We start from the raw sequence: 18,847 nt of genomic DNA, 5'->3' as shown, positions 1-18,847 counted from the left end.
GGCGAAATATTCACCTATGCATGGCTTGAGATTACATATTCAATATAAAGAACGCAATAGAAGCACTCGAATGTATAGGTTAGGTTAAATATTGGATAAAACTTGATAAAATTATCAATATGCTAGATTGAACTGCTGTAATTAAAATTGTTAGTGTTATTTGCTGGAAATTGACGGTATTTGTCGATGTTTATATTTTAGTTTTCTGTAATCTAAATGTTGTTTTAATGTGCGATTTTTTGAGCCAGTACAATATTTTGTTCTAAATCTTATCCTAAGTGCAGTTGATTTTTTGTAAGTTGTTTACCGATCTAGGGAAGGAATGTCGTTAAATTTTATGAAAGATATTTTTTGATATATTGAGAGTTTAACGACACTTTCATAGGCTTGTAGATTAGAGTCATGCTAATATTAGTTCATCTTAATTACCTGAGGTTTTATTATGAGTCGTGATTTGAAAATTTCTGCAGTGATCATTTGTTCTATTATCGCTTTTCTTACTGCGTATGCTGCTATTGTTGTTACGCATTAATTGCATGAGCCAAAGAACATATTGCTACAAATAGAGTTAAGGAGTGAGGGTGAAAAATAGTGGCGTTATTACCGATGCGGGTATGTCTATTGACCTCACTACACTTAACAAGTATGCCAACGGACGGCATGCTTTAGTTGCCCAAGGAGGAGGACAAAAAGGCATTTTTACCGCCGGCGTTCTTGATAGTTTTCTTGAAGCAGCGCTTGATCCTTTCGATGTTTTTTATGGCACATCTGCTGGTGCTTTAAATTTAACCTCCTATATCTGTCGTCAACGAGGACTAGGCAAAGCGTTCATTACAGAGTTAACCACTCGTCCGGAATTTTTTCGCTTATTCAAACATATTCGTCGTAAACAACGTCTCGATCTTGATTGGGCTTTTGATCAATTAGTTGCTCCTCCTTATCTACTTGATATTGATGTTGGACGTTTTGCTTTAGGTGATCGAGAAGCCTATGCCGCGGTTACTAATATGGCTGATCTTCACGATGAATATTTGCCGATCACTTCTAATAACTGGTCTGATATCTTAAAAGCAACTTGTGCAATCCCAGCCTTATATCGTCATGAAGTTGAAATTAATGGTCAATATTACGTTGATGGTGGCGTTTCTGCCGCCGTTCCTGCGCAAGAGGCTTGGCGTAAAGGCGCGCGTTTAATTACGGTTATCCGTACTGAGCCAATAGATTTAACTGAAGAAATCAGACAAGAACAAAGTGCTACCGTGCTTAATTCATTTTTGAATAGAGTGGGGTTAGATCAACACTTAGAATCGCTACAAACTCGTATTGCGGAAAGAACCGCGAGTTGGCGTTTGGATTTTGATAGTTTCTTAAAACAGCGTATAGAGCGCTCTAAACTCATTGAAACAGAGCAAGCGAAACCGTTGTTAAATGGTGGGCGTTGGTTATTTGGCAGCAGTGATGTGTACCGCTTGTGTCATCTATTAGGTGATCAGTTTGATGCTGGAATCATGGACATGCTTCTAGTACATTACCAAACCTTTACGCTGACTCATAACTTTATGTTTAAACCGCCAGATGATTGTTTCATTCTGCAAATTGCTCCCGAGCAACCATTAAGATCTTCCCCATTACTTAGTAAGCAGGAAGATTTAGAATTTGATTATCAACTAGGTCTTAAAGCTGGGCGACGTTATATTGAGCACTTTTCTACCCTTGTATCAAAACCTGCGATAATTCACAAAAGCGCTTATTCTTAACTTCAGTCATATTTTAGTGATCTGATTCGATAAGCGATCGAAATGAAAGTTAACTCGATCGCAATTCTTCCTTCCTTTTATTCCCACTTGAATATTTTACGCCAAAATTTCTTTTTTATAGCCTCAAGGTAAACAAACCTTAGTGGTAATTGAAATGTTTTGCTGTGTAAATGGAGTGGTCATGGAAGAGAAAACTTTTCTCACGTTTGTTGTGATGAATACTCGTCTTTTAAAAACAGGTGGTGCAGCATCGCATCAATTTAAACAAGAAGGTGGTTACATTGGTAATGATGAGAGTTGCCACTGGGTATTACCAGATCCGAACAATGCGCTTATTACCCCTTATTGCCAGATCAAGTTTGAAAATGGAGAATACCATCTTATTGATATTCAAGGTGGGATCAGTATTAATGATGAGTCGCCTCAATTTGAACAACAACGACATATAAAAGTAAAAGATGGTGATGTTTTTCGTATCGGTTCTTATCAAATTAGAGCACATTTAAAAGTCGTGGAAGTGGAAACAGAGCAACGTTATCGCGTGGCGGAAACCGTTGCTTCTGGCGTACAAGAAGCTCCTAGTGTACAAGAAACTTCTAGTGTACAAGAGACAACTCCCTCATATATTCCTCAACTCGATATTGATTTGCCAGAAGCGCGAGAGGTTCAAGCATCGAAAACCGAGGTTGAACCACCCATAAGGCAAGATGATCAGAACAAGGAAATAAGGATGTCACCTTCAATCAATACTAATGAAATGAATGAGCCGCTAGCCGCAAGTATCGCAGGGCTATTAGCTATCCATAGCAGACAAGATAATTCTTTTCATTTATTAAATCGCAGTTTCCAGCCGATTCAAGATAACCCACTGAAAATGGGACTAACGCCAGAAGAAACCAAAAACTTGATGTTTGGTGAAGAGCGTAGTCTATTTCATTTGGAGCCAACTCAAGCAATTGAAAGTAGTTTTAAATCTATAGAATCACACAGTGAGAGAATGCATCAGGCAACAGAGTTAGCTTTAAAGTATCTACTCAATGAATTCGCACCTGAAACTTTAATAAAGCGCTTTGAAACCTATCGTAAAAATGCACCAGATAATGTAGATAAAGATGCTTGGGCTTGGAAAATGTACCAATCGTATTTTTCTGAATTAATGTCGGGGAGACAAAAAGGTTTTGAAAAGCAATTTTGGGAAGTGTTAGAGCAGTCGTATGATATTTTACAACGTAAACAACTTTAAACTCAGGTAGTTTTTCTTACCACAAATTTCAAAATTAAACCGACCTCGATACCCAAATAACTGGATATCGAGGCCTTATTTTATATATCGATATTATACCAATCTCATTATTTTTACTTGTGAAAATTCTTGATAACTGCGTTATACTTTTCGTTTATAAAGAAGTTGATTGGTATTACTTTGAGTATTTCTATTCTACTTCAATGATGCGCATACAGTTAGTTGAACCCACTAAGTCCATTACATCGCCTTGAGTGATGATGACTTTATCACCCTTCTCAAGTAGGCGATTTTCTTTTAATGTCGTAATTGCTGCTAATGCGCAAGGTAGCCCGGAGCCTGCTTCATGCTCAAAAAAAACCGGCGTCACACCACGATATAGTGCTGCTCGGTTAAGCGTAGTCTCATTACGGGATAAAGCGAAAATGGGAAGGCCAGAGCTTAGGCGTGACATCATCAATGGAGTGCGGCCTGATTCAGTCATTGAAACGACAGCAGTGATGCCTTGCATATGGTTTGCTGAATACATAGTTGCCATCGCAATGGTTTCTTCTGCCGATTGGAACTTACGGTCTAAGCGGTAGTTTGACACATTAACTGACGGCATTTTTTCGGCGCCAACACACACTTCTGCCATTGATTTTACCGTTTCAACAGGGAAACTACCTGCTGCGGTTTCCGCTGAAAGCATTACCGCATCGGTGCCATCAAGAACAGCATTCGCCACATCCATCACTTCTGCACGTGTTGGCATTGGGCTTGTGATCATTGATTCCATCATTTGTGTTGCGGTAATCACATTGCGATTTAGGCTACGTGCGCGTCGAATCAGTTGTTTTTGCACACCAACGAGCTCTGCATCACCAATTTCTACTCCTAGGTCACCACGAGCTACCATCACGACATCAGACGCTAAGATAATATCATCCATGCTTTCTTCGCTAATAACGGTTTCGGCACGCTCAACTTTGGCGACTAATTTGGCTTCAAGACCAGCGTCACGCGCTAAGCGACGGGCATAATGCATATCTTCGCCATTGCGTGGGAAAGAGATAGCAAGGTAGTCTACTTTGATTTTTGCAGCCGTGATAATGTCTTGTTTGTCTTTGTCAGTTAAGGCATCAGCGGATAAACCACCACCTTTTTTATTGATACCCTTATTATTTGAAAGAGGGCCAGCAACGGTGACTTCGGTATGTACTTTATTGCCATCGACACTGGTTACTTTAAGTTGGACACGACCATCATCAAGTAAAAGAATATCACCAGGCCCCACATCTTTTGGTAATTCTTTATAGTCTAAACCGACAGCATGTTGGTCACCATGGCCTTTTTCAAGATCACTATCCAGTGTAAATTTATCACCAATATTTAATTGAATTTTTCCGTCTTTGAAGGTTGAAACACGAATTTTAGGGCCTTGTAAGTCACCTAAAATAGCCACATGAATGCCTAATTTTGCCGCAATCGTGCGGACTTTTTCTGCTCGAATAATATGGTCCTCAGCTGAACCATGTGAGAAGTTCATTCGGACAACATTAGCACCAGCTTTGATGATATTTTCCAGGACATTATCTTTGTCTGTGGCTGGACCAAGGGTAGTGACAATTTTGGTACGTCTTAAACGTTGAGACATGAATTACTCCATTTCAGATATATAAATTATTTATACGTTATCATTAATTAAAGTGTAATTTTATGAGTTTATTTAATAAATAGTGTTTGAAAATTTATCCCTATAATTCGTGTGTGTTTTACTTTAAATTTATTTAGTGTTTAAAACTGTCAGAATAGCCAATATTTATAATTTAAGCGTGATACTTGTCACGCAACGGTTGTATGGTGCTTCACAATTAGTTTGCAGTGTAAAAAAATTGCGACAGGTTTTTCAAAAGGAGTTCTTTATGTACATGGCTCAACCTGGTCATATTGATCAAATTAAGCAAGTCAATACAGGTCGTGTATATAAACTCATCGATCAGTTTGGCCCAATCTCTCGTATCGATCTGTCAAAATTAAGTGGCTTGGCACCAGCCAGTATTACTAAAATTTCTCGTGAATTAATGGAAGGGTACTTAATTCATGAAACCGTAGTACAAGAGTCTCTTAGTCGGGGTCGTCCTGCTGTGGGGCTACAAACCGATAATACTGGTTGGCAGTTTCTGTCTATTAGACTCGGTAAGGGCTATATAATTATTGCCTTACACGAACTTGGAGGAGAGGTGGTCACCGATTATAAGGTGGAAATAGAAGCCTCAAATCAAGATCGATTACAACAACAAATCTTAAATGAAATTGAGAGTTTTTTTGTTCAGAATGCCCATTTAGTTGAGAGGATGACCAGTATTGCAGTGACACTACCTGCTCTGGTCAATTTCTCTGAAGGTGTGGTGATTCAGATGCCGCATTTTAATATTAAAAATTTAGCGTTAGGCCCCGCAATCTATGCTCAAACGGGCGTACCAGTTTTTATTGCAAATGATACTTGTGCTTGGGCTTTGGCAGAAATGTTGTTTGGTCAGTCTCAAGAAGTTGATAATTCATTACTCATTAGTAATCACCAAGGCGTTGCGGCTGGAGTGATTTTAAATGGACGTTTGGTTTACAGTCGTAATGGCAACATCGGAGAGTTAGGACATATTCAAATTGATCCTGATGGTGCCGTATGTGAGTGTGGCAAGCGCGGTTGTTTAGATACGGTCGCGTCCTCCCAAGCGGTGTGCCGTGCTGTTACCGAGAAAGTTGCTCAAGGCGAGCCAACAATATTATCGGTTAATAATATTACGATGGAAACCATTTGCTCAGCAGCGTTAGAAGGTGATGAATTAGCTAAACAAACCATTGAGAAGCTAGGGAGAGATTTAGGTAAGGGCATTGCTATTATGGTAAATATATTTAGCCCAGAAAAAATATTGCTTGGTGGTGCATTAACCAAAGCTAAGTCAATTTTATTTCCCGCTATTGAGCAAGCTTTGCAGCAATATAGCCTACCTATTTTTCACAAAGGTGTGCCTTTAGTGGAAAGTAAATTCTTTACTCAAACCACGATGCCAGGTGCGGCATTGATTAAGCAGGCACTTTATGACGGTTCATTGCTCTTGAAGGTGGTTGAAGGCTAATTCTGCATCTTGAAGTTACTAGGGTATGTATAAATAAAGCCAGCGTAATTGCTGGCTTTGTTGTCTTTGATGAACTGAGTAAGGCTTACTATTTAAATAGCTTATTACGTTCAGGTTGCGCATCAATGCATTGACCATGAATCCCTTGGCTTTCTGCTGCCATAAGGTAAACATACAGTGGCATGATATCTTTGCCCGTTTTTAGCAGGTTAGTATCTTCTGCTGGATAAGCTGAGGCTCGCATTTTTGTACGAGTTGCACCAGGATTAATCGCATTAACACGAATAGAGGTGTCACTGAGTTCATCTGCCAGAATTTGCATCATGCCTTCGGTGGCAAATTTAGAAATGGAATAACTGGCCCAGTAAGCTTTACCAATATGACCAACCGTTGAAGAGGTGAAGACAATGCGGCCGTTTTCTGATTTTTTAACCAGAGGCAGTAATGCTTGGGTCATTAGTAGCTGTGCTTTGACATTGACTTGCATCACTTCATCAAAAGCACTTTCTTCAATTTGTTCAAATGGTGTGATCGTACCTAGTAGGCCAGCATTATGTAAGATACCATCAAGTTTACCGAATTGAGCTGCGATTGTATCGGCCATATCAAGGTAGTTCTGTTTGGTCGCCCCCTTCATATCAAGAGGGATAATTGCCGCTTGCGGGTAACCTTTCGATTCGATTTCATCGTACGTCACTTCTAGTTTGGACACGGTGCGCCCTAGTAAAATAACGGTTGCGCCATGTTGAGCGTAGTGTAAGGCCGCTTCTTTACCTATACCGTCACCAGCACCAGTGACTAAAATGGTTTTACCAGTAAGCGCTGAAGGGGAAACTGAATAATTCACCGTATGTAATCCTTAATCTAACTTTATGTCATTTATGTCCATCTTATTTGAAGTCACTTAGGTATATGCAATAATGTACCGCTATTTCAAATAATAAATGGTTAGCATCAACGTAAACTCGCTTACCATACACTAAACCGTAAGTTTTGAGGGAATGATATTGGAATTTTTGTTGAATTATGGGCTGTTTCTAGCCAAAGTCGTGACGTTTGTCGTTGCAGTAATCGCATTGTTTGTTGGCATTAAAGTATTAGGCGGAAAGGGCGGTCATGCGAAAGGTGAATTACAGATCACTGACTTGTCAGAAAAGCATACTGAAACGGTCGCACAATTAGAAGAACACTTACATGATGAAGCGTATTTAAAAGCGCGTCATAAAGCTCAAGAAAAAGAACAAAAAGAAAAGAACAAAAAAGACGCCAAAGAAGCGAAAAAGGCCGCAAAATCAGGTGAGCTTGTAGATACGCGCAAACCTCATTTATTTGTTTTAGATTTTAACGGTAGCATTGATGCTAAAGAAGTATCGTCTTTACGTGAGGAAGTCACCGCAATTCTTTCTGTAGCGAAAGACGGGGATGAAGTACTACTTCGTTTAGAGTCTGGCGGTGGTATGGTTCATGGTTATGGGTTGGCTTCTTCTCAGCTTGACCGCCTTAAAAATGCCAATATTCCATTAACTATTGCCGTCGATAAAGTGGCAGCAAGTGGTGGCTATATGATGGCTTGTGTGGCGGATAAAATTGTTTCTGCACCATTTGCGATTGTTGGCTCGATTGGTGTGATCGCACAAATTCCAAATTTCAATAAATTGTTGAAAAAGAATGATATTGAATTTGAACAAATGACCGCAGGCGAATATAAACGTACCTTAACCATGTTTGGTGAAAATACTGATAAAGCCCGTGATAAGTTCAGGCACGAGTTAGAAGAAACTCATGTGCTATTTAAAGACTTTATTCGTGAGCACCGTGCAGAGCTTGATCTCGAGAAAGTAGCAACTGGTGAACATTGGTTTGGTAGCCAAGCACTAGAGTTAGGGTTAGTGGACGAAATTAAAACCTCAGATGATTTGATTGTTGCGGCAACCAAAGAAAAATCAGTATTAGCTTTACATTATGTTCGAAAGAAAAAAATATCGGATAAAATTTCTGGTAGCGCAGCGAAAACCGTCGATAGTGTACTACTTAAATTGATATCTAGAGGTCAGCGTCCAATCGTATAATGGATACCTCTAATGAGGTAGGCGTATGAAGAACTGATTTATATCAATCTTTATTGAATTAAGCTCACATCTTGTGGGCTTTTTTTTTAGTGTAATGATTTTTTATTTAGAGCTTTTTTTGTTGATTTTAGCCGGAATTCGCGACTTTTTGGTGGTTTTTCATTGATCATTTCTTGTAGTGGAATTAACTTTTTCTAACTTTTGACTAGGATTAGAAAGCTTGAATTTGGTCACATTAAAACGCAATATTCAACCATTACTCTTACTTTGTATCTAGTTGTTACGAGAGAAAAATGAAAAATAATCAATTTGAATCGTTAATGCCAGCAGATATGGCAAAAAAAGCTGCAGAAGCTGGTGTTTACAAAGTTAATAAATCTTTCTTTAAAACCTTTATGTTGGCAGTTACCGCTGGTATGCAAATTGGTATCGCATTTATCTTTTACACTACGGTAACTAGCGGTACGGCTGATGTCGCACCAGGTTTTTCACATTTTGTTGGCGGTTTAGCATTTAGTCTTGGTTTGATTTTAGTGGTCGTCACTGGAAGTGAATTATTTACCAGTTCAACTCTAGTTGTCGTCGCGAAAGCCAGCGGCTTGGTCACTTGGAGGCAATTAATTAAGAATTGGGTACAAGTTTATTTTGGTAACTTTGTTGGTTGTATTGTGTTGGTTGCTATCATGTTAGTGGCTCAGCAATATATGAGTGATGCCGGCGGCATTGGCTTGAATGCGATGCATATTGCTCAACATAAAATGCATCATTCTTTTGCTTCTGCAGTTGCACTCGGTACGATGGCTAATTTGCTCGTCTGTATTGCCGTTTGGATGTCTTATGCTGGCCGTACCTTAACTGATAAAATCCTTATTTTAATTTTGCCTGTTGCGATGTTTGTATCATCAGGTTTTGAACATAGCATCGCAAACATGTTCCAAATTCCATTTGCGATTGGCATCAAAAACTTTGCACCTTCTGAATTTTGGGAAATGACTCATACCACAGCTAGTCAGTTTGCCGACTTAAATATGGTTGATTTTGTAATGAACAACCTTATCCCTGTGACTATCGGTAATATTATTGGCGGTAGCTTATTTGTCGGTTTATGGTTTTGGTCAATTTATCTACGTAAGTAATGTAGTGATAGATAACTGACACAAAAATGCCCTAGCGGTGAACCGAACTGCCCCTCAATAGTTGGACAACCAACATTGGGGGGTTATAAGGTCCAATGTCTGAATTAGTGCGCCATATTTTCTAAGGTGAATTCTTTAGATAAATGATGTGCTAGATATTTGAACATATTAAATACCGCTGTAGTTTTTTCAGTCGGTAGTCCTTGCTCATCTAAGAAATATTCCCCTTTAAAAATCAACACATCATCTTTTTCCGTAACGGATGTGGTGCGCATTCCTTCCAGATAATTTTCATGTTCCTGAATAACTTGGTTTGCAATCAAAAGGAGTTCAAATTCGGAGATGGCTTTTTTACTACTCATAGGGCCTACTTAGAATGAAAGTTAAGGTTTTGTTGAATATCATTAAATAAGGCGTTATTGTCCGCCTCAATTTGATTTCAAAGTTTATACCTAACTCGTTTCTGGGTATAGCGAATGGCAGTAAAAAATGCTTAATTTTGTTTTTCAAAAATCGTAGCTGGTGGTCAGTTTTCTTACTGCTACTTAGTTGGTGATATGTCGTTCATTCAGAATGAAAAGTGAAAAAACAGGTTGATCTTATTTAAAACTCACTCGATAGTAAAAAAAGAAGCAATTAATTAAAGCAGCGTGCGTAATCAATAAACGCGACCTGATGAGGATGTTTAGAATTAGTTATGGGCAAATCTCTTGTTATTGTAGAGTCACCAGCTAAGGCAAAGACTATCAATAAATATCTTGGAAAAGATTTTGTTGTGAAGTCGAGCGTTGGCCACGTACGTGACTTACCTACTGCTGGCCAAAGTAGTGGAAAAAAAGCGGCCGCGATTTCAACTAAAGGTATGAGCCCTGAAGAAAAAGCTCGTATTAAAAAAGAAAAAGATAAAGCAGCCCTTATTAAAAAGATGGGAATCAATCCTTACCAAGGTTGGGAGGCAAATTATCAAATCCTTCCGGGTAAAGAGAAGGTTGTTGCTGAATTACAGAAATTAGCCAAAGACGCTGATTACGTTTATCTCGCAACCGATTTAGACCGCGAAGGGGAAGCTATTGCGTGGCACCTTCGTGAGATCATCGGTGGCGATGATACGCGATACAAGCGAGTAGTTTTTAACGAAATTACTAAAAATGCCATTCAACAAGCATTTGAAACACCAGGTGAATTGAATCTAGATGGTGTGAACGCCCAACAGACACGACGCTTTTTAGACCGCGTAGTAGGCTTTATGGCATCACCTCTGCTTTGGAAAAAAGTGGCCCGTGGTTTATCTGCTGGTCGTGTTCAATCGGTAGCTGTGAAATTATTGGTTGAGCGTGAACGTGAAATCAACGCATTTATTCCTGAAGAATTTTGGGATATTCACGCCGACACGACAACACTAAATAATACAGATTTCCGTTTACTCGTTGCTCAACAGGGTGGCTCTGCTTTCAAACCCGTCAATGAAGCGGAAACCAAAGCAGCATTATCGATTCTTGAAAAAGCGACTTATGAAGTCTGTAAGCGTGAAGATCGTCCAACTTCAAGTAAGCCTTCTGCGCCATATATCACTTCAACATTGCAACAAGCGGCAAGTACCCGCTTAGGCTATGGGGTGAAAAAGACCATGATGCTCGCTCAGAGGCTCTATGAGGCAGGTTATATCACCTATATGCGTACTGACTCAACTAACTTGAGCAAAGAGGCTGTAGAGGCTTGTCGTGAGTTTATTCAATCTGAGTTTGGTGACGCCTATTTACCAGCCAATCCTTTAGCTTACGGTAGTAAACAAGGTGCTCAAGAGGCGCACGAAGCGATTCGTCCATCTAGTGTTGAAGTAAAAGCTGAAGACTTAAATGGTATGGAAGCAGATGCCCACAAACTTTACGCACTGATCTGGAATCAATTTGTTGCCTGTCAAATGACACCAGCAAAATACGATTCAACCACAGTAAGTGTTAAGGCTGACGACTTTACGCTAAAAGCCAAAGGGCGTATTTTGAAGTTTGACGGTTGGACTCGCGTTCAGCGTCCAATGGGTAAAAATGAAGATCAAATCTTACCTGAAGTGAAAGTTGGCGATACCTTGTCGTTGAAACAACTCGATCCGAAACAGCACTTTACTAAACCGCCTGCACGTTATACCGAAGCGGCGTTAGTTAAAGAGCTTGAAAAACGTGGTATTGGTCGTCCATCGACTTATGCATCGATCATTTCCACCATTCAAGATCGTGGTTATGTCAAAGTTGATCAACGTCGTTTCTATGCAGAAAAAATGGGCGAGATTGTGACTGATCGTCTTGAGGGCAGCTTTAACGATCTGATGGATTATGATTTCACTGCTCGCATGGAAGAAAAACTCGATAAAATCGCCGAAGGTAATTTAACTTGGACCCAAGTCCTCGATGAGTTTTTTGATGCGTTCACTGCCGATTTAGATAAAGCAGAATTAGACGAATCCGAAGGTGGCATGATGCCAAATAAGATCGTTGAAACGAGCATTGAATGTCCAACGTGTTCACGTCCTATGGGCATTCGAACTGCCTCAACAGGTGTGTTCCTAGGTTGTTCAGGTTATGCGCTACCACCAAAAGAGCGTTGTAAAACTACTATTAACTTAGGTGATGAAGAAGGCGTAGTTAACGTTTTAGAAGAAGACGTTGAAACTGCTGCTCTTCGTGCTAAAAAGCGTTGTCCAATTTGTGAAACCGCAATGGACGCTTACCTGATTGATGACAAGCGTAAGATGCACGTTTGTGGTAATAACCCGAACTGTGAAGGTTATGTGGTTGAATTCGGTGAGTTCAAACCCAAAGGCTACGATGGCCCATTAGTTGAGTGTGACAAGTGTGGCTCAGATATGGTGCTGAAAAATGGCCGTTTTGGTAAGTACATGGGTTGTACTAACGAGGAATGTAAAAATACTCGTAAGATCTTACGTAACGGCGAAGTTGCGCCACCGAAAGAAGATCCAGTACATTTCCCTGAGTTGCCTTGTTCTAATTCGGATGCTTATTTCGTACTGCGTGATGGTGCATCTGGTTTGTTTATGGCGGCAAGCAACTTCCCTAAATCTCGTGAAACTCGCGCGCCGCTAGTCGCAGAAATGGTAGAGTACAAAGATCGTATTTCTGAAAAGTTCCAGTACTTAGCGTCTGCACCGGTTGCCGATCCTGATGGGATCCCAACCGTCGTTCGTTTTAGTCGTAAATCGAAAGAGCATTACGTGCGCTCCGAAGTGGATGGTAAACCATCTGGCTGGACTGCGCTGTATATCGACGGTAAGTGGGAAATCACAGACAAGCGTAAGAAACCTAAAAAATAAGGTTTAAGCGCCTAACAAAAAAAACAGCCCGATGCATTTGCACCGGGCTGTTTTTGTATCAAAATTTCGCTACACGCTACACGCTACACGCTACACGCTACACGCTACACGCTACTACTTCGACAGGAACGCCACTATGAAAACGAAATTCCGCTTCTTCTCGTTGAATGAGCTGACTTTCACGCTCGCCAATTAAGCGCACTCTTTCACTAATATCTTCTCCCGCAATTGCTTCAGCTAGCGCTAGGTAGTCTTGATAATGACGCGCTTCTGAACGTAACAAAGAAACATAAAACTTATTCAGCTCTTCATCTAAAAACGGTGCCAGTTTGGCAAAACGCTCACAAGATCGCGCTTCGATATACGCACCAATAATCAGCTTATCAATGAGGGCTGCGGGCTCGTAGGTTCTGACTGTCTTCATTAAACCTTTGGCGTAAGTTCCCGCGGTAAGATTTTGATAAGGGATGCCTCGGTTTTCCATAATCTCAAGCACTTGCTCAAAGTGATGGAATTCCTCTTTAATCAAACGCACCATTTTATCGACGAGATCTTGGCCATGCTCAAAGCCATCACGAACGGTTAGGCTACTAGATTGCATTATGCTCTTTTCTGGAAACTCGACATCACGAATACACTTGTAGACATAATCTTCATAAGGTTTAGCCCATTGCATCAGTGTTTGACCATTTTGCTCATCAACCGCATATTTGCGCACCATGAACATAGCTGTTTGAGCCGCTTTTAATTCGCAATTGCAATGGTCAATCAGCAAGGCGTTTAAATGTTCTGGTTGCTTGGCTTTTTCTATCCAAGCCTCTGGGGTTGGACAATGTAGAAATTGGTGTATAGGTTTCAGTAATTCTTGATACATAATTGACTATTTTATGGTGCTTATCATTACTAGGATTTTATCATGAAATGACTCTGACCTCAGAGCTATTTCACGGAACAATATTATCGAGTGACTTAGATGGAATAAAAGTAGTACAGTTGTGATTTCATTCGAATGATAATTCCTCGTATTACATCAAGAAAGTTTAAGAATGAAATTGGCTTTTCAGCACTAACCTAAGCTAATCCTACAGAACCCACTGGTAAATCATAATCCTCAGTTTCAATGACTTTTAAACGTACAAAGTGATGTTTGTTATTGAGGTTTTTACTGGTTGTTGAGTGTATTGATTGATCAAAGCCAATTAAATTACCTTGAGCTTCACCTGTTGCTTCAACAATACCTTCAACTTCAGCGGCAAAGATTTTTCCTGGATATACCGAAGAAGAAAATTCTGCTACTTGGCCGACTTGTACATTACGAATGGCTTGGTGATTTACTCTCATTAACACATACTTTTCATTGGTATACATTTGCAATCTAGGTATTCGGGAAATCAACTGCCCTTCACGTAAAATAAAGTTAGTGACAAATCCGTCTGCTGGAGCAAAGACTTGAGTGCTTTTGAGATCCCACTCAGCTTTCGCTACTAATTGTATTTTATCGTCATAGTCTGATTTTTTGCTTTGTACGGTTAAAATACTACGTGAAATTTCTTGTTTTGCTCTTTCGATACTTAACGTATTTTGTCGTAGCTTTGACGTAATCGAATTTACTTTTTGCTTTGCAATTTCAACAGCACTTCTTTGTTTATCAATGACGCTTTGAGAAATGGTATTTTGGGCTACTTGGTTTTGAGTCTCATATCGTTTGAGCATTTTTACTTGTAAGTCATAATCTGAATTCGCTGTTGAACGCTCATTATTTAAAATCTTCTCATCATGTATTAATGTTTGATGATTCAGTTTTGCTATTTCTATGTTCTGCTGAGCAGTATCAAATGCTATCAAAGCGGATTGCTTTGCTACTTTCGCTTGCTTTAATGCGATTTGGTAAGGTTCATTTTCGATCTCATAAATTAATTGGCCTTTTTTCACATCTTGATTTGGCTGTACATAAATGCGCTTCACTTTACCATTCACATTGATATTGTCTGGTTTGAGTTGAATGTGTGGAGATTGAACAACGGAACCTCCAGATAAATCCATTGGTGCATAATTGATCAAGCCTACCCACACAAACATCAACCAACTCATACCACCTAGATAAGCGAACATTTTGGTTGCCTTGTTCCATGGCATACCCACGAGTCTTAATAGATAGATTAAGAGTGCCCAAACGGCTAAACCTTCTAGCATTGTTTATCCTCTTTCAATTCTGAACTGGTTGGAGAGGCTTTCCATGTGTCACGTAAATAAATAATGGCTTTATCCATATCCACAAAAGCTAAAATGACAGCGAGTACCCAAACCCAATGCCAAATAAACCCTATCCAGGTTAGTATCGTAATGAGACCTATCTGACTGTGATCTTTTCGGTGCGCTTTGTTTATGGGTAGTTCATGAAATTTCCAAAATCCATATAAGGCAGCTGCTACGCTAGTCACTAAAACCAATCCTGCAATAATGTGTAAAGCGGTATCCGTACCAGTCCCAACGAATGGGGTGGTAATTAAACTCATAAAAACTCCTAGATTTAAGGGGGGAGTTCTATTGTGCAAACATTTTTATTGGATTAGTTTGTAATGATAGATTAATTTAAATTTCGTAACGATTAGGTTATAAAAATATTGAAAGTTTTAATCGAATGTTTAAGAAGCAAAGAGGGATTACACCGCTGCAATATCAGCAAAAATTTCTTTAAAGGGGGGTAATTACATACTGTGGGACTGGCATTTATACGTTTTAGCTAGAAAAACCCGGTTATTCACGTTATAACTAATCTTCATAAGCTGGAATAGCAATAGATATTGAGTGATTGGAGAGGGAGGCCTATATGAAGTTACAGCAGCTGAAATATATTGTAGAAGTGGTGAATAATAACCTAAATGTCTCTGCTACGGCGGAGAATCTATATACATCGCAACCGGGCATTAGTAAGCAAGTTCGTTTGTTAGAAGACGAATTAGGCATTCAGATTTTTGAACGTAGTGGCAAGCACCTAACAACAGTGACTCCCGCGGGGCAAGAAATCGTCCGCATTTCTCAACAAATCTTATCCCGAGTAGAAAGCATTAAGGCAGTAGCAGGTGAGCACACTAACCCTGAAAGTGGAACACTCAATATTTCGACTACTCACACTCAAGCTCGTTACGCTTTACCGGATGTGATTAAAGGCTTTACCGCGCGTTATCCTAAAGTGTCTTTGCATATGCACCAAGGTACGCCGAGTCAAATGTCAGAAGCGGTGTCAAAAGGCACGGCTAACTTTGCGATTGCGACAGAAGCGCTGCATTTATATCAAGATGCCATCATGCTGCCTTGTTATCATTGGAATCGTTCTATTGTCGTCCGAAAAGATCATCCTTTGGCACAATTAGGCAAAGTAACGATTGAAGAGTTGGCTAAGTACTCTTTGGTTACTTATGTCTTTGGTTTCACTGGTCGCTCTGAGTTAGATACCGCGTTTAATCTGGCGGGCTTACAACCTAAGATTGTGTTTACTGCCACAGATGCCGATGTGATTAAAACTTACGTTCGTTTGGGTATTGGCGTTGGTGTTTTTGCTAGTATGGCGATCGATGAAGAACAAGATGATGATTTGGTGGCCATCGATGCCAGCCATATCTTCGGCGCGAGCACCACAAGTATTGGCTTTAAACGTGGTACGTTCTTACGTAGCTACATGTATGATTTTATGGAGCGTTTTGCCCCACATTTAACACGTCCAGTTGTCGAAAAAGCAATTGGCTTGAAGAATAATCAAGAAATCGAAACCATGTTTAAAGGTATTGAGTTACCTGTTCGTTAATGAGTGAATCTTTCTCTCAGCGCTTTTCTTTATTAGATAACGCGCTCATTTCTACTCAAGAACTTCACCTTTCCAAAACAGAGCTCAAGATCCCATTACAAGAAACCGTAACGGGTGGGGAAAGGGTGAAGCATCATCGTGAACAGGAAATGACGTATCGTTTAGGTTTAGATTGTTTGTTGCAAGAGGCGAGTAACCACCAAGGTTATACGCCTATTCCAAGCATTAAAAAATCACAGCTAAGCCAAGGGTTTGCTAGTTTCTGCCAATGGGCGAAAGTGCAGCGAAATTTAGAGGTTACTCTTGAGGATTTAGATTATTGGCAACAAAGAGGTCAAGAACGTTTTATTCAGATGGAGCGTTTGAGCTTAGTGCAGCAAGCTTTTCGAAGACCGCTTGAAATATGGTTAGTGTGTGATAAAGCCTTGCGTTTAGAACAAGCGGGATATAACGTCTCGCTTAGCATTTTCTGCCAGCGAAACATCACACCACGCAATATTCTTATTCAAGCGATTGAGAATTGATTACTCTAGCGCTTGTCTTGCATCTAAGTAGGGTAGATTAAATCCCTCAGCGACTTCTTTAATAGTTAACTTACCATCAATAACATTTAGCCCTTTTAAAAAGCCCGCATCTTCTAATAAAGCTTGTCGATAGCCTTTGTTCGCAAGTTTAAGAATATAGGGTAGGGTTGCGTTATTAAGAGCAAAGGTTGAGGTTCTAGCTACGGCACCGGGCATATTGGCGACACAATAATGAACGATATCATCAACCACATAAGTCGGATCCGCATGAGTGGTCGCACGAGAGGTTTCAAAGCAGCCCCCTTGATCAATGGCTACATCGACGAGAGCAGATCCAGCTTTCATGGTGAGTAAATGTTGTTTATTGATGAGTTTTGGCGCAGCTGCGCCTGGGACTAATACTGCCCCTATAATGAGGTCAGATTCGGTAACGAGTTGGTCAAGAATTTCTCGAGTCGAATAGGCTACTTTTGCGGTGCCTTGAAACTCTTCATCTAGTTTTCGAAGTGTATCGATATTTTTATCTAAAATCGTCACATCAGTACGTAATCCGACTGCCATCCTGGCAGCATTAGAACCGACGACGCCACCGCCAAGAATCAGCACTTTTGCTGGCATTACCCCTGGTACACCAGAAAGAAGTAAGCCACTGCCACCATGGGATTTTTCTAATGTTTGAGCGCCAGCTTGAATTGACATTCTACCGGCAACTTCAGACATTGGTGCTAATAGTGGCAGACGACCCATATTATCTGTTACAGTCTCATAGGCGATACAGATGGCTTTGCTTTTTATTAGGTCTTCCGTTTGTGGAAAATCTGGCGCGAGGTGCAAATAAGTGAACAATATTTGTCCTGGTTTGAGTAAAGCTCGTTCAGTGGATTGAGGTTCTTTGACCTTAACAATCATATCTGCAGTAGAATAAATCTCTTTTGCAGAGGGAAGAATGGAAGCGCCTGCGGTGATGTAATCGTGGTCACTAAAGCCGATACCGGCTCCAGCTTGACTTTCGATAAACACTTGATGCCCGTGAGAGTATAGTTCTCTTACGCTAGCAGGGATCATACCTACACGATATTCGTGGTTTTTGATTTCTTTTGGTACGCCAATTTTCATTCTGAACCCTCTTTTGCTAGTGGTTGTTATATCTGTTTAAAGGCTTATTCATTGGACTAATGTAAAGTGTAGTTATGATTTAGTAATATTTGATTCTGAATATAAAGAGAATGTAGAATATATTTTTGCAGGGAAGTAATTAAGGTGAATATCAATGACAGATAATTATAAAAAGCCATCAAAGGACTTAGACAGGATTGACCGTAATATTCTAAATGAATTACAGAAAGATGGTCGAATTTCGAATGTAGAGCTTTCAAAGCGTGTGGGGTTATCACCAACGCCTTGTTTAGAGCGTGTAAGACGCCTTGAGCGCCAAGGCTATATTACTGGCTATACCGCACTACTTAATCCGCAATATCTTGATGCATCACTTTTAGTGTTTGTTGAGATTACATTAAACCGTGGTGCGCCGGATGTGTTCGAACAATTTAATACCGCAGTACAAAAATTAGATGATATCCAAGAATGTCATTTAGTTTCTGGTGATTTCGATTACTTATTGAAAACCCGTGTATCAGATATGAGTGCTTACCGTAAGCTATTAGGTGACACTTTATTACGCCTTCCAGGTGTGAATGACACACGTACTTATGTGGTGATGGAAGAAGTCAAACAATCAAATCAGTTAGTGATTCAAACTCGATAATCAAAATATGTCCAAATGGTGTCAAGATGTGTTCAAATCTTCCTTTTGACGCTGTTTGGGTATAGGTTTTTCCACCTATTTCGGTTATTGTTATCGAGTGTTGT

The 18,847-nt window shown here is 40.0% G+C and carries 15 protein-coding genes and 1 pseudogene; 9 read left to right on the top strand and 7 right to left on the bottom strand.

Features of this window, described 5'->3' with window-relative positions; translation table 11 throughout:
- Window positions 1–581 precede the first annotated feature (581 nt).
- Complete coding sequence (locus ACE3G9_RS10625) at window positions 582–1,757, top strand: patatin-like phospholipase family protein (protein WP_417879131.1); 1,176 nt, start codon at window positions 582–584, stop codon at window positions 1,755–1,757.
- Between the two features lie 181 nt (window positions 1,758–1,938).
- Window positions 1,939–3,000 (top strand): type VI secretion system-associated FHA domain protein TagH, encoded by a 1,062-nt coding sequence (gene tagH, locus ACE3G9_RS10620; RefSeq protein WP_417879130.1) that lies wholly within the window; start codon window positions 1,939–1,941, stop codon window positions 2,998–3,000.
- A gap of 190 nt (window positions 3,001–3,190) precedes the next feature.
- Here the strand turns inward: tagH and pyk are convergent, their stop codons facing one another.
- Complete coding sequence (gene pyk, locus ACE3G9_RS10615; RefSeq protein WP_417879129.1) at window positions 3,191–4,636, bottom strand: pyruvate kinase; 1,446 nt, start codon at window positions 4,634–4,636, stop codon at window positions 3,191–3,193.
- 268 nt (window positions 4,637–4,904) lie between these two features.
- Here pyk and mlc point away from each other — a divergent pair, with 268 nt between their 5' ends.
- Entirely contained in the window at window positions 4,905–6,119 is a 1,215-nt protein-coding gene (gene mlc, locus ACE3G9_RS10610; protein WP_417879128.1) for a sugar metabolism global transcriptional regulator Mlc, read from the top strand.
- Between the two features lie 88 nt (window positions 6,120–6,207).
- Here mlc and ACE3G9_RS10605 read toward each other — a convergent pair whose 3' ends face one another.
- Complete coding sequence (locus ACE3G9_RS10605; RefSeq protein ID WP_417879127.1) at window positions 6,208–6,966, bottom strand: YciK family oxidoreductase; 759 nt, start codon at window positions 6,964–6,966, stop codon at window positions 6,208–6,210.
- A 154-nt stretch (window positions 6,967–7,120) separates the two neighbouring features.
- Between ACE3G9_RS10605 and sohB the strand changes: the two genes are divergently transcribed.
- Both sohB and focA read left to right on the top strand, forming a co-directional pair.
- Entirely contained in the window at window positions 7,121–8,188 is a 1,068-nt protein-coding gene (gene sohB / locus ACE3G9_RS10600) for a protease SohB (protein WP_449219104.1), read from the top strand.
- A 293-nt stretch (window positions 8,189–8,481) separates the two neighbouring features.
- Complete coding sequence (gene focA, locus ACE3G9_RS10595) at window positions 8,482–9,324, top strand: formate transporter FocA (protein WP_449219103.1); 843 nt, start codon at window positions 8,482–8,484, stop codon at window positions 9,322–9,324.
- 104 nt (window positions 9,325–9,428) lie between these two features.
- Here the strand turns inward: focA and ACE3G9_RS10590 are convergent, their stop codons facing one another.
- A complete protein-coding gene (locus ACE3G9_RS10590) occupies window positions 9,429–9,686 on the bottom strand; it encodes a YciN family protein (protein ID WP_417879124.1) in 258 nt (85 codons plus the stop codon).
- 335 nt (window positions 9,687–10,021) lie between these two features.
- Between ACE3G9_RS10590 and topA the strand changes: the two genes are divergently transcribed.
- Window positions 10,022–12,649: a type I DNA topoisomerase gene (gene topA, locus ACE3G9_RS10585; RefSeq protein WP_417879123.1), complete on the top strand. Its 2,628-nt coding sequence runs from the start codon at window positions 10,022–10,024 to the stop codon at window positions 12,647–12,649.
- A 97-nt stretch (window positions 12,650–12,746) separates the two neighbouring features.
- On the opposite strand, the gene miaE is transcribed toward topA, so the two are convergent.
- The 3 genes and pseudogenes from miaE to ACE3G9_RS10570 all read right to left on the bottom strand — a co-directional run bounded on the left by miaE (window position 12,747) and on the right by ACE3G9_RS10570 (window position 15,165).
- A complete protein-coding gene (miaE, locus tag ACE3G9_RS10580; RefSeq protein WP_449219102.1) occupies window positions 12,747–13,523 on the bottom strand; it encodes a tRNA isopentenyl-2-thiomethyl-A-37 hydroxylase MiaE in 777 nt (258 codons plus the stop codon).
- Between the two features lie 95 nt (window positions 13,524–13,618).
- A pseudogene (locus ACE3G9_RS10575) lies at window positions 13,619–14,842 on the bottom strand (HlyD family secretion protein).
- The gene (locus ACE3G9_RS10570; RefSeq protein ID WP_449219101.1) at window positions 14,836–15,165 is read right to left on the bottom strand and encodes an MFS transporter; all 330 of its coding nucleotides are present in this window, start codon (window positions 15,163–15,165) and stop codon (window positions 14,836–14,838) included. Before ACE3G9_RS10570 ends, ACE3G9_RS10575 begins: the two are co-directional and overlap by 7 nt.
- 314 nt (window positions 15,166–15,479) lie before the next feature.
- Here ACE3G9_RS10570 and cysB point away from each other — a divergent pair, with 314 nt between their 5' ends.
- Both cysB and ACE3G9_RS10560 read left to right on the top strand, forming a co-directional pair.
- On the top strand, window positions 15,480–16,454 hold the full coding sequence (gene cysB, locus ACE3G9_RS10565) for an HTH-type transcriptional regulator CysB (protein WP_417879116.1): 975 nt from the start codon (window positions 15,480–15,482) through the stop codon (window positions 16,452–16,454).
- The gene (locus ACE3G9_RS10560; RefSeq protein WP_449219100.1) at window positions 16,454–16,978 is read left to right on the top strand and encodes a hypothetical protein; all 525 of its coding nucleotides are present in this window, start codon (window positions 16,454–16,456) and stop codon (window positions 16,976–16,978) included. Before cysB ends, ACE3G9_RS10560 begins: the two co-directional genes overlap by 1 nt.
- On the opposite strand, the gene ald is transcribed toward ACE3G9_RS10560, so the two are convergent.
- A complete protein-coding gene (gene ald / locus ACE3G9_RS10555; RefSeq protein WP_449219099.1) occupies window positions 16,979–18,094 on the bottom strand; it encodes an alanine dehydrogenase in 1,116 nt (371 codons plus the stop codon).
- 154 nt (window positions 18,095–18,248) lie between these two features.
- Here ald and lrp point away from each other — a divergent pair, with 154 nt between their 5' ends.
- On the top strand, window positions 18,249–18,743 hold the full coding sequence (gene lrp / locus ACE3G9_RS10550; RefSeq protein WP_027697130.1) for a leucine-responsive transcriptional regulator Lrp: 495 nt from the start codon (window positions 18,249–18,251) through the stop codon (window positions 18,741–18,743).
- Window positions 18,744–18,847 lie beyond the last annotated feature (104 nt).

The organism is Vibrio sp. E150_018 (assembly GCF_053544035.1).
The sequence above is the reverse complement of the archived record's forward strand: the minus strand, read 5'-3'. Positions and strand labels throughout refer to the sequence as shown.

Bases quoted from the DNA above. Each gene is read 5' to 3' on its own strand.
- focA (WP_449219103.1), top strand. From the start codon at position 8,482: ATGAAAAATAATCAATTTGAATCGTTAATGCCAGCAGATATGGCAAAA.
- ACE3G9_RS10560 (WP_449219100.1), top strand. From the start codon at position 16,454: ATGAGTGAATCTTTCTCTCAGCGCTTTTCTTTATTAGATAACGCGCTC.
- sohB (WP_449219104.1), top strand. From the start codon at position 7,121: ATGATATTGGAATTTTTGTTGAATTATGGGCTGTTTCTAGCCAAAGTC.
- miaE (WP_449219102.1), bottom strand. From the start codon at position 13,523: ATGTATCAAGAATTACTGAAACCTATACACCAATTTCTACATTGTCCA.
- pyk (WP_417879129.1), bottom strand. From the start codon at position 4,636: ATGTCTCAACGTTTAAGACGTACCAAAATTGTCACTACCCTTGGTCCA.
- tagH (WP_417879130.1), top strand. From the start codon at position 1,939: ATGGAAGAGAAAACTTTTCTCACGTTTGTTGTGATGAATACTCGTCTT.
- mlc (WP_417879128.1), top strand. From the start codon at position 4,905: ATGTACATGGCTCAACCTGGTCATATTGATCAAATTAAGCAAGTCAAT.
- topA (WP_417879123.1), top strand. From the start codon at position 10,022: ATGGGCAAATCTCTTGTTATTGTAGAGTCACCAGCTAAGGCAAAGACT.
- cysB (WP_417879116.1), top strand. From the start codon at position 15,480: ATGAAGTTACAGCAGCTGAAATATATTGTAGAAGTGGTGAATAATAAC.
- ACE3G9_RS10590 (WP_417879124.1), bottom strand. From the start codon at position 9,686: ATGAGTAGTAAAAAAGCCATCTCCGAATTTGAACTCCTTTTGATTGCA.
- ACE3G9_RS10570 (WP_449219101.1), bottom strand. From the start codon at position 15,165: ATGAGTTTAATTACCACCCCATTCGTTGGGACTGGTACGGATACCGCT.
- lrp (WP_027697130.1), top strand. From the start codon at position 18,249: ATGACAGATAATTATAAAAAGCCATCAAAGGACTTAGACAGGATTGAC.
- ald (WP_449219099.1), bottom strand. From the start codon at position 18,094: ATGAAAATTGGCGTACCAAAAGAAATCAAAAACCACGAATATCGTGTA.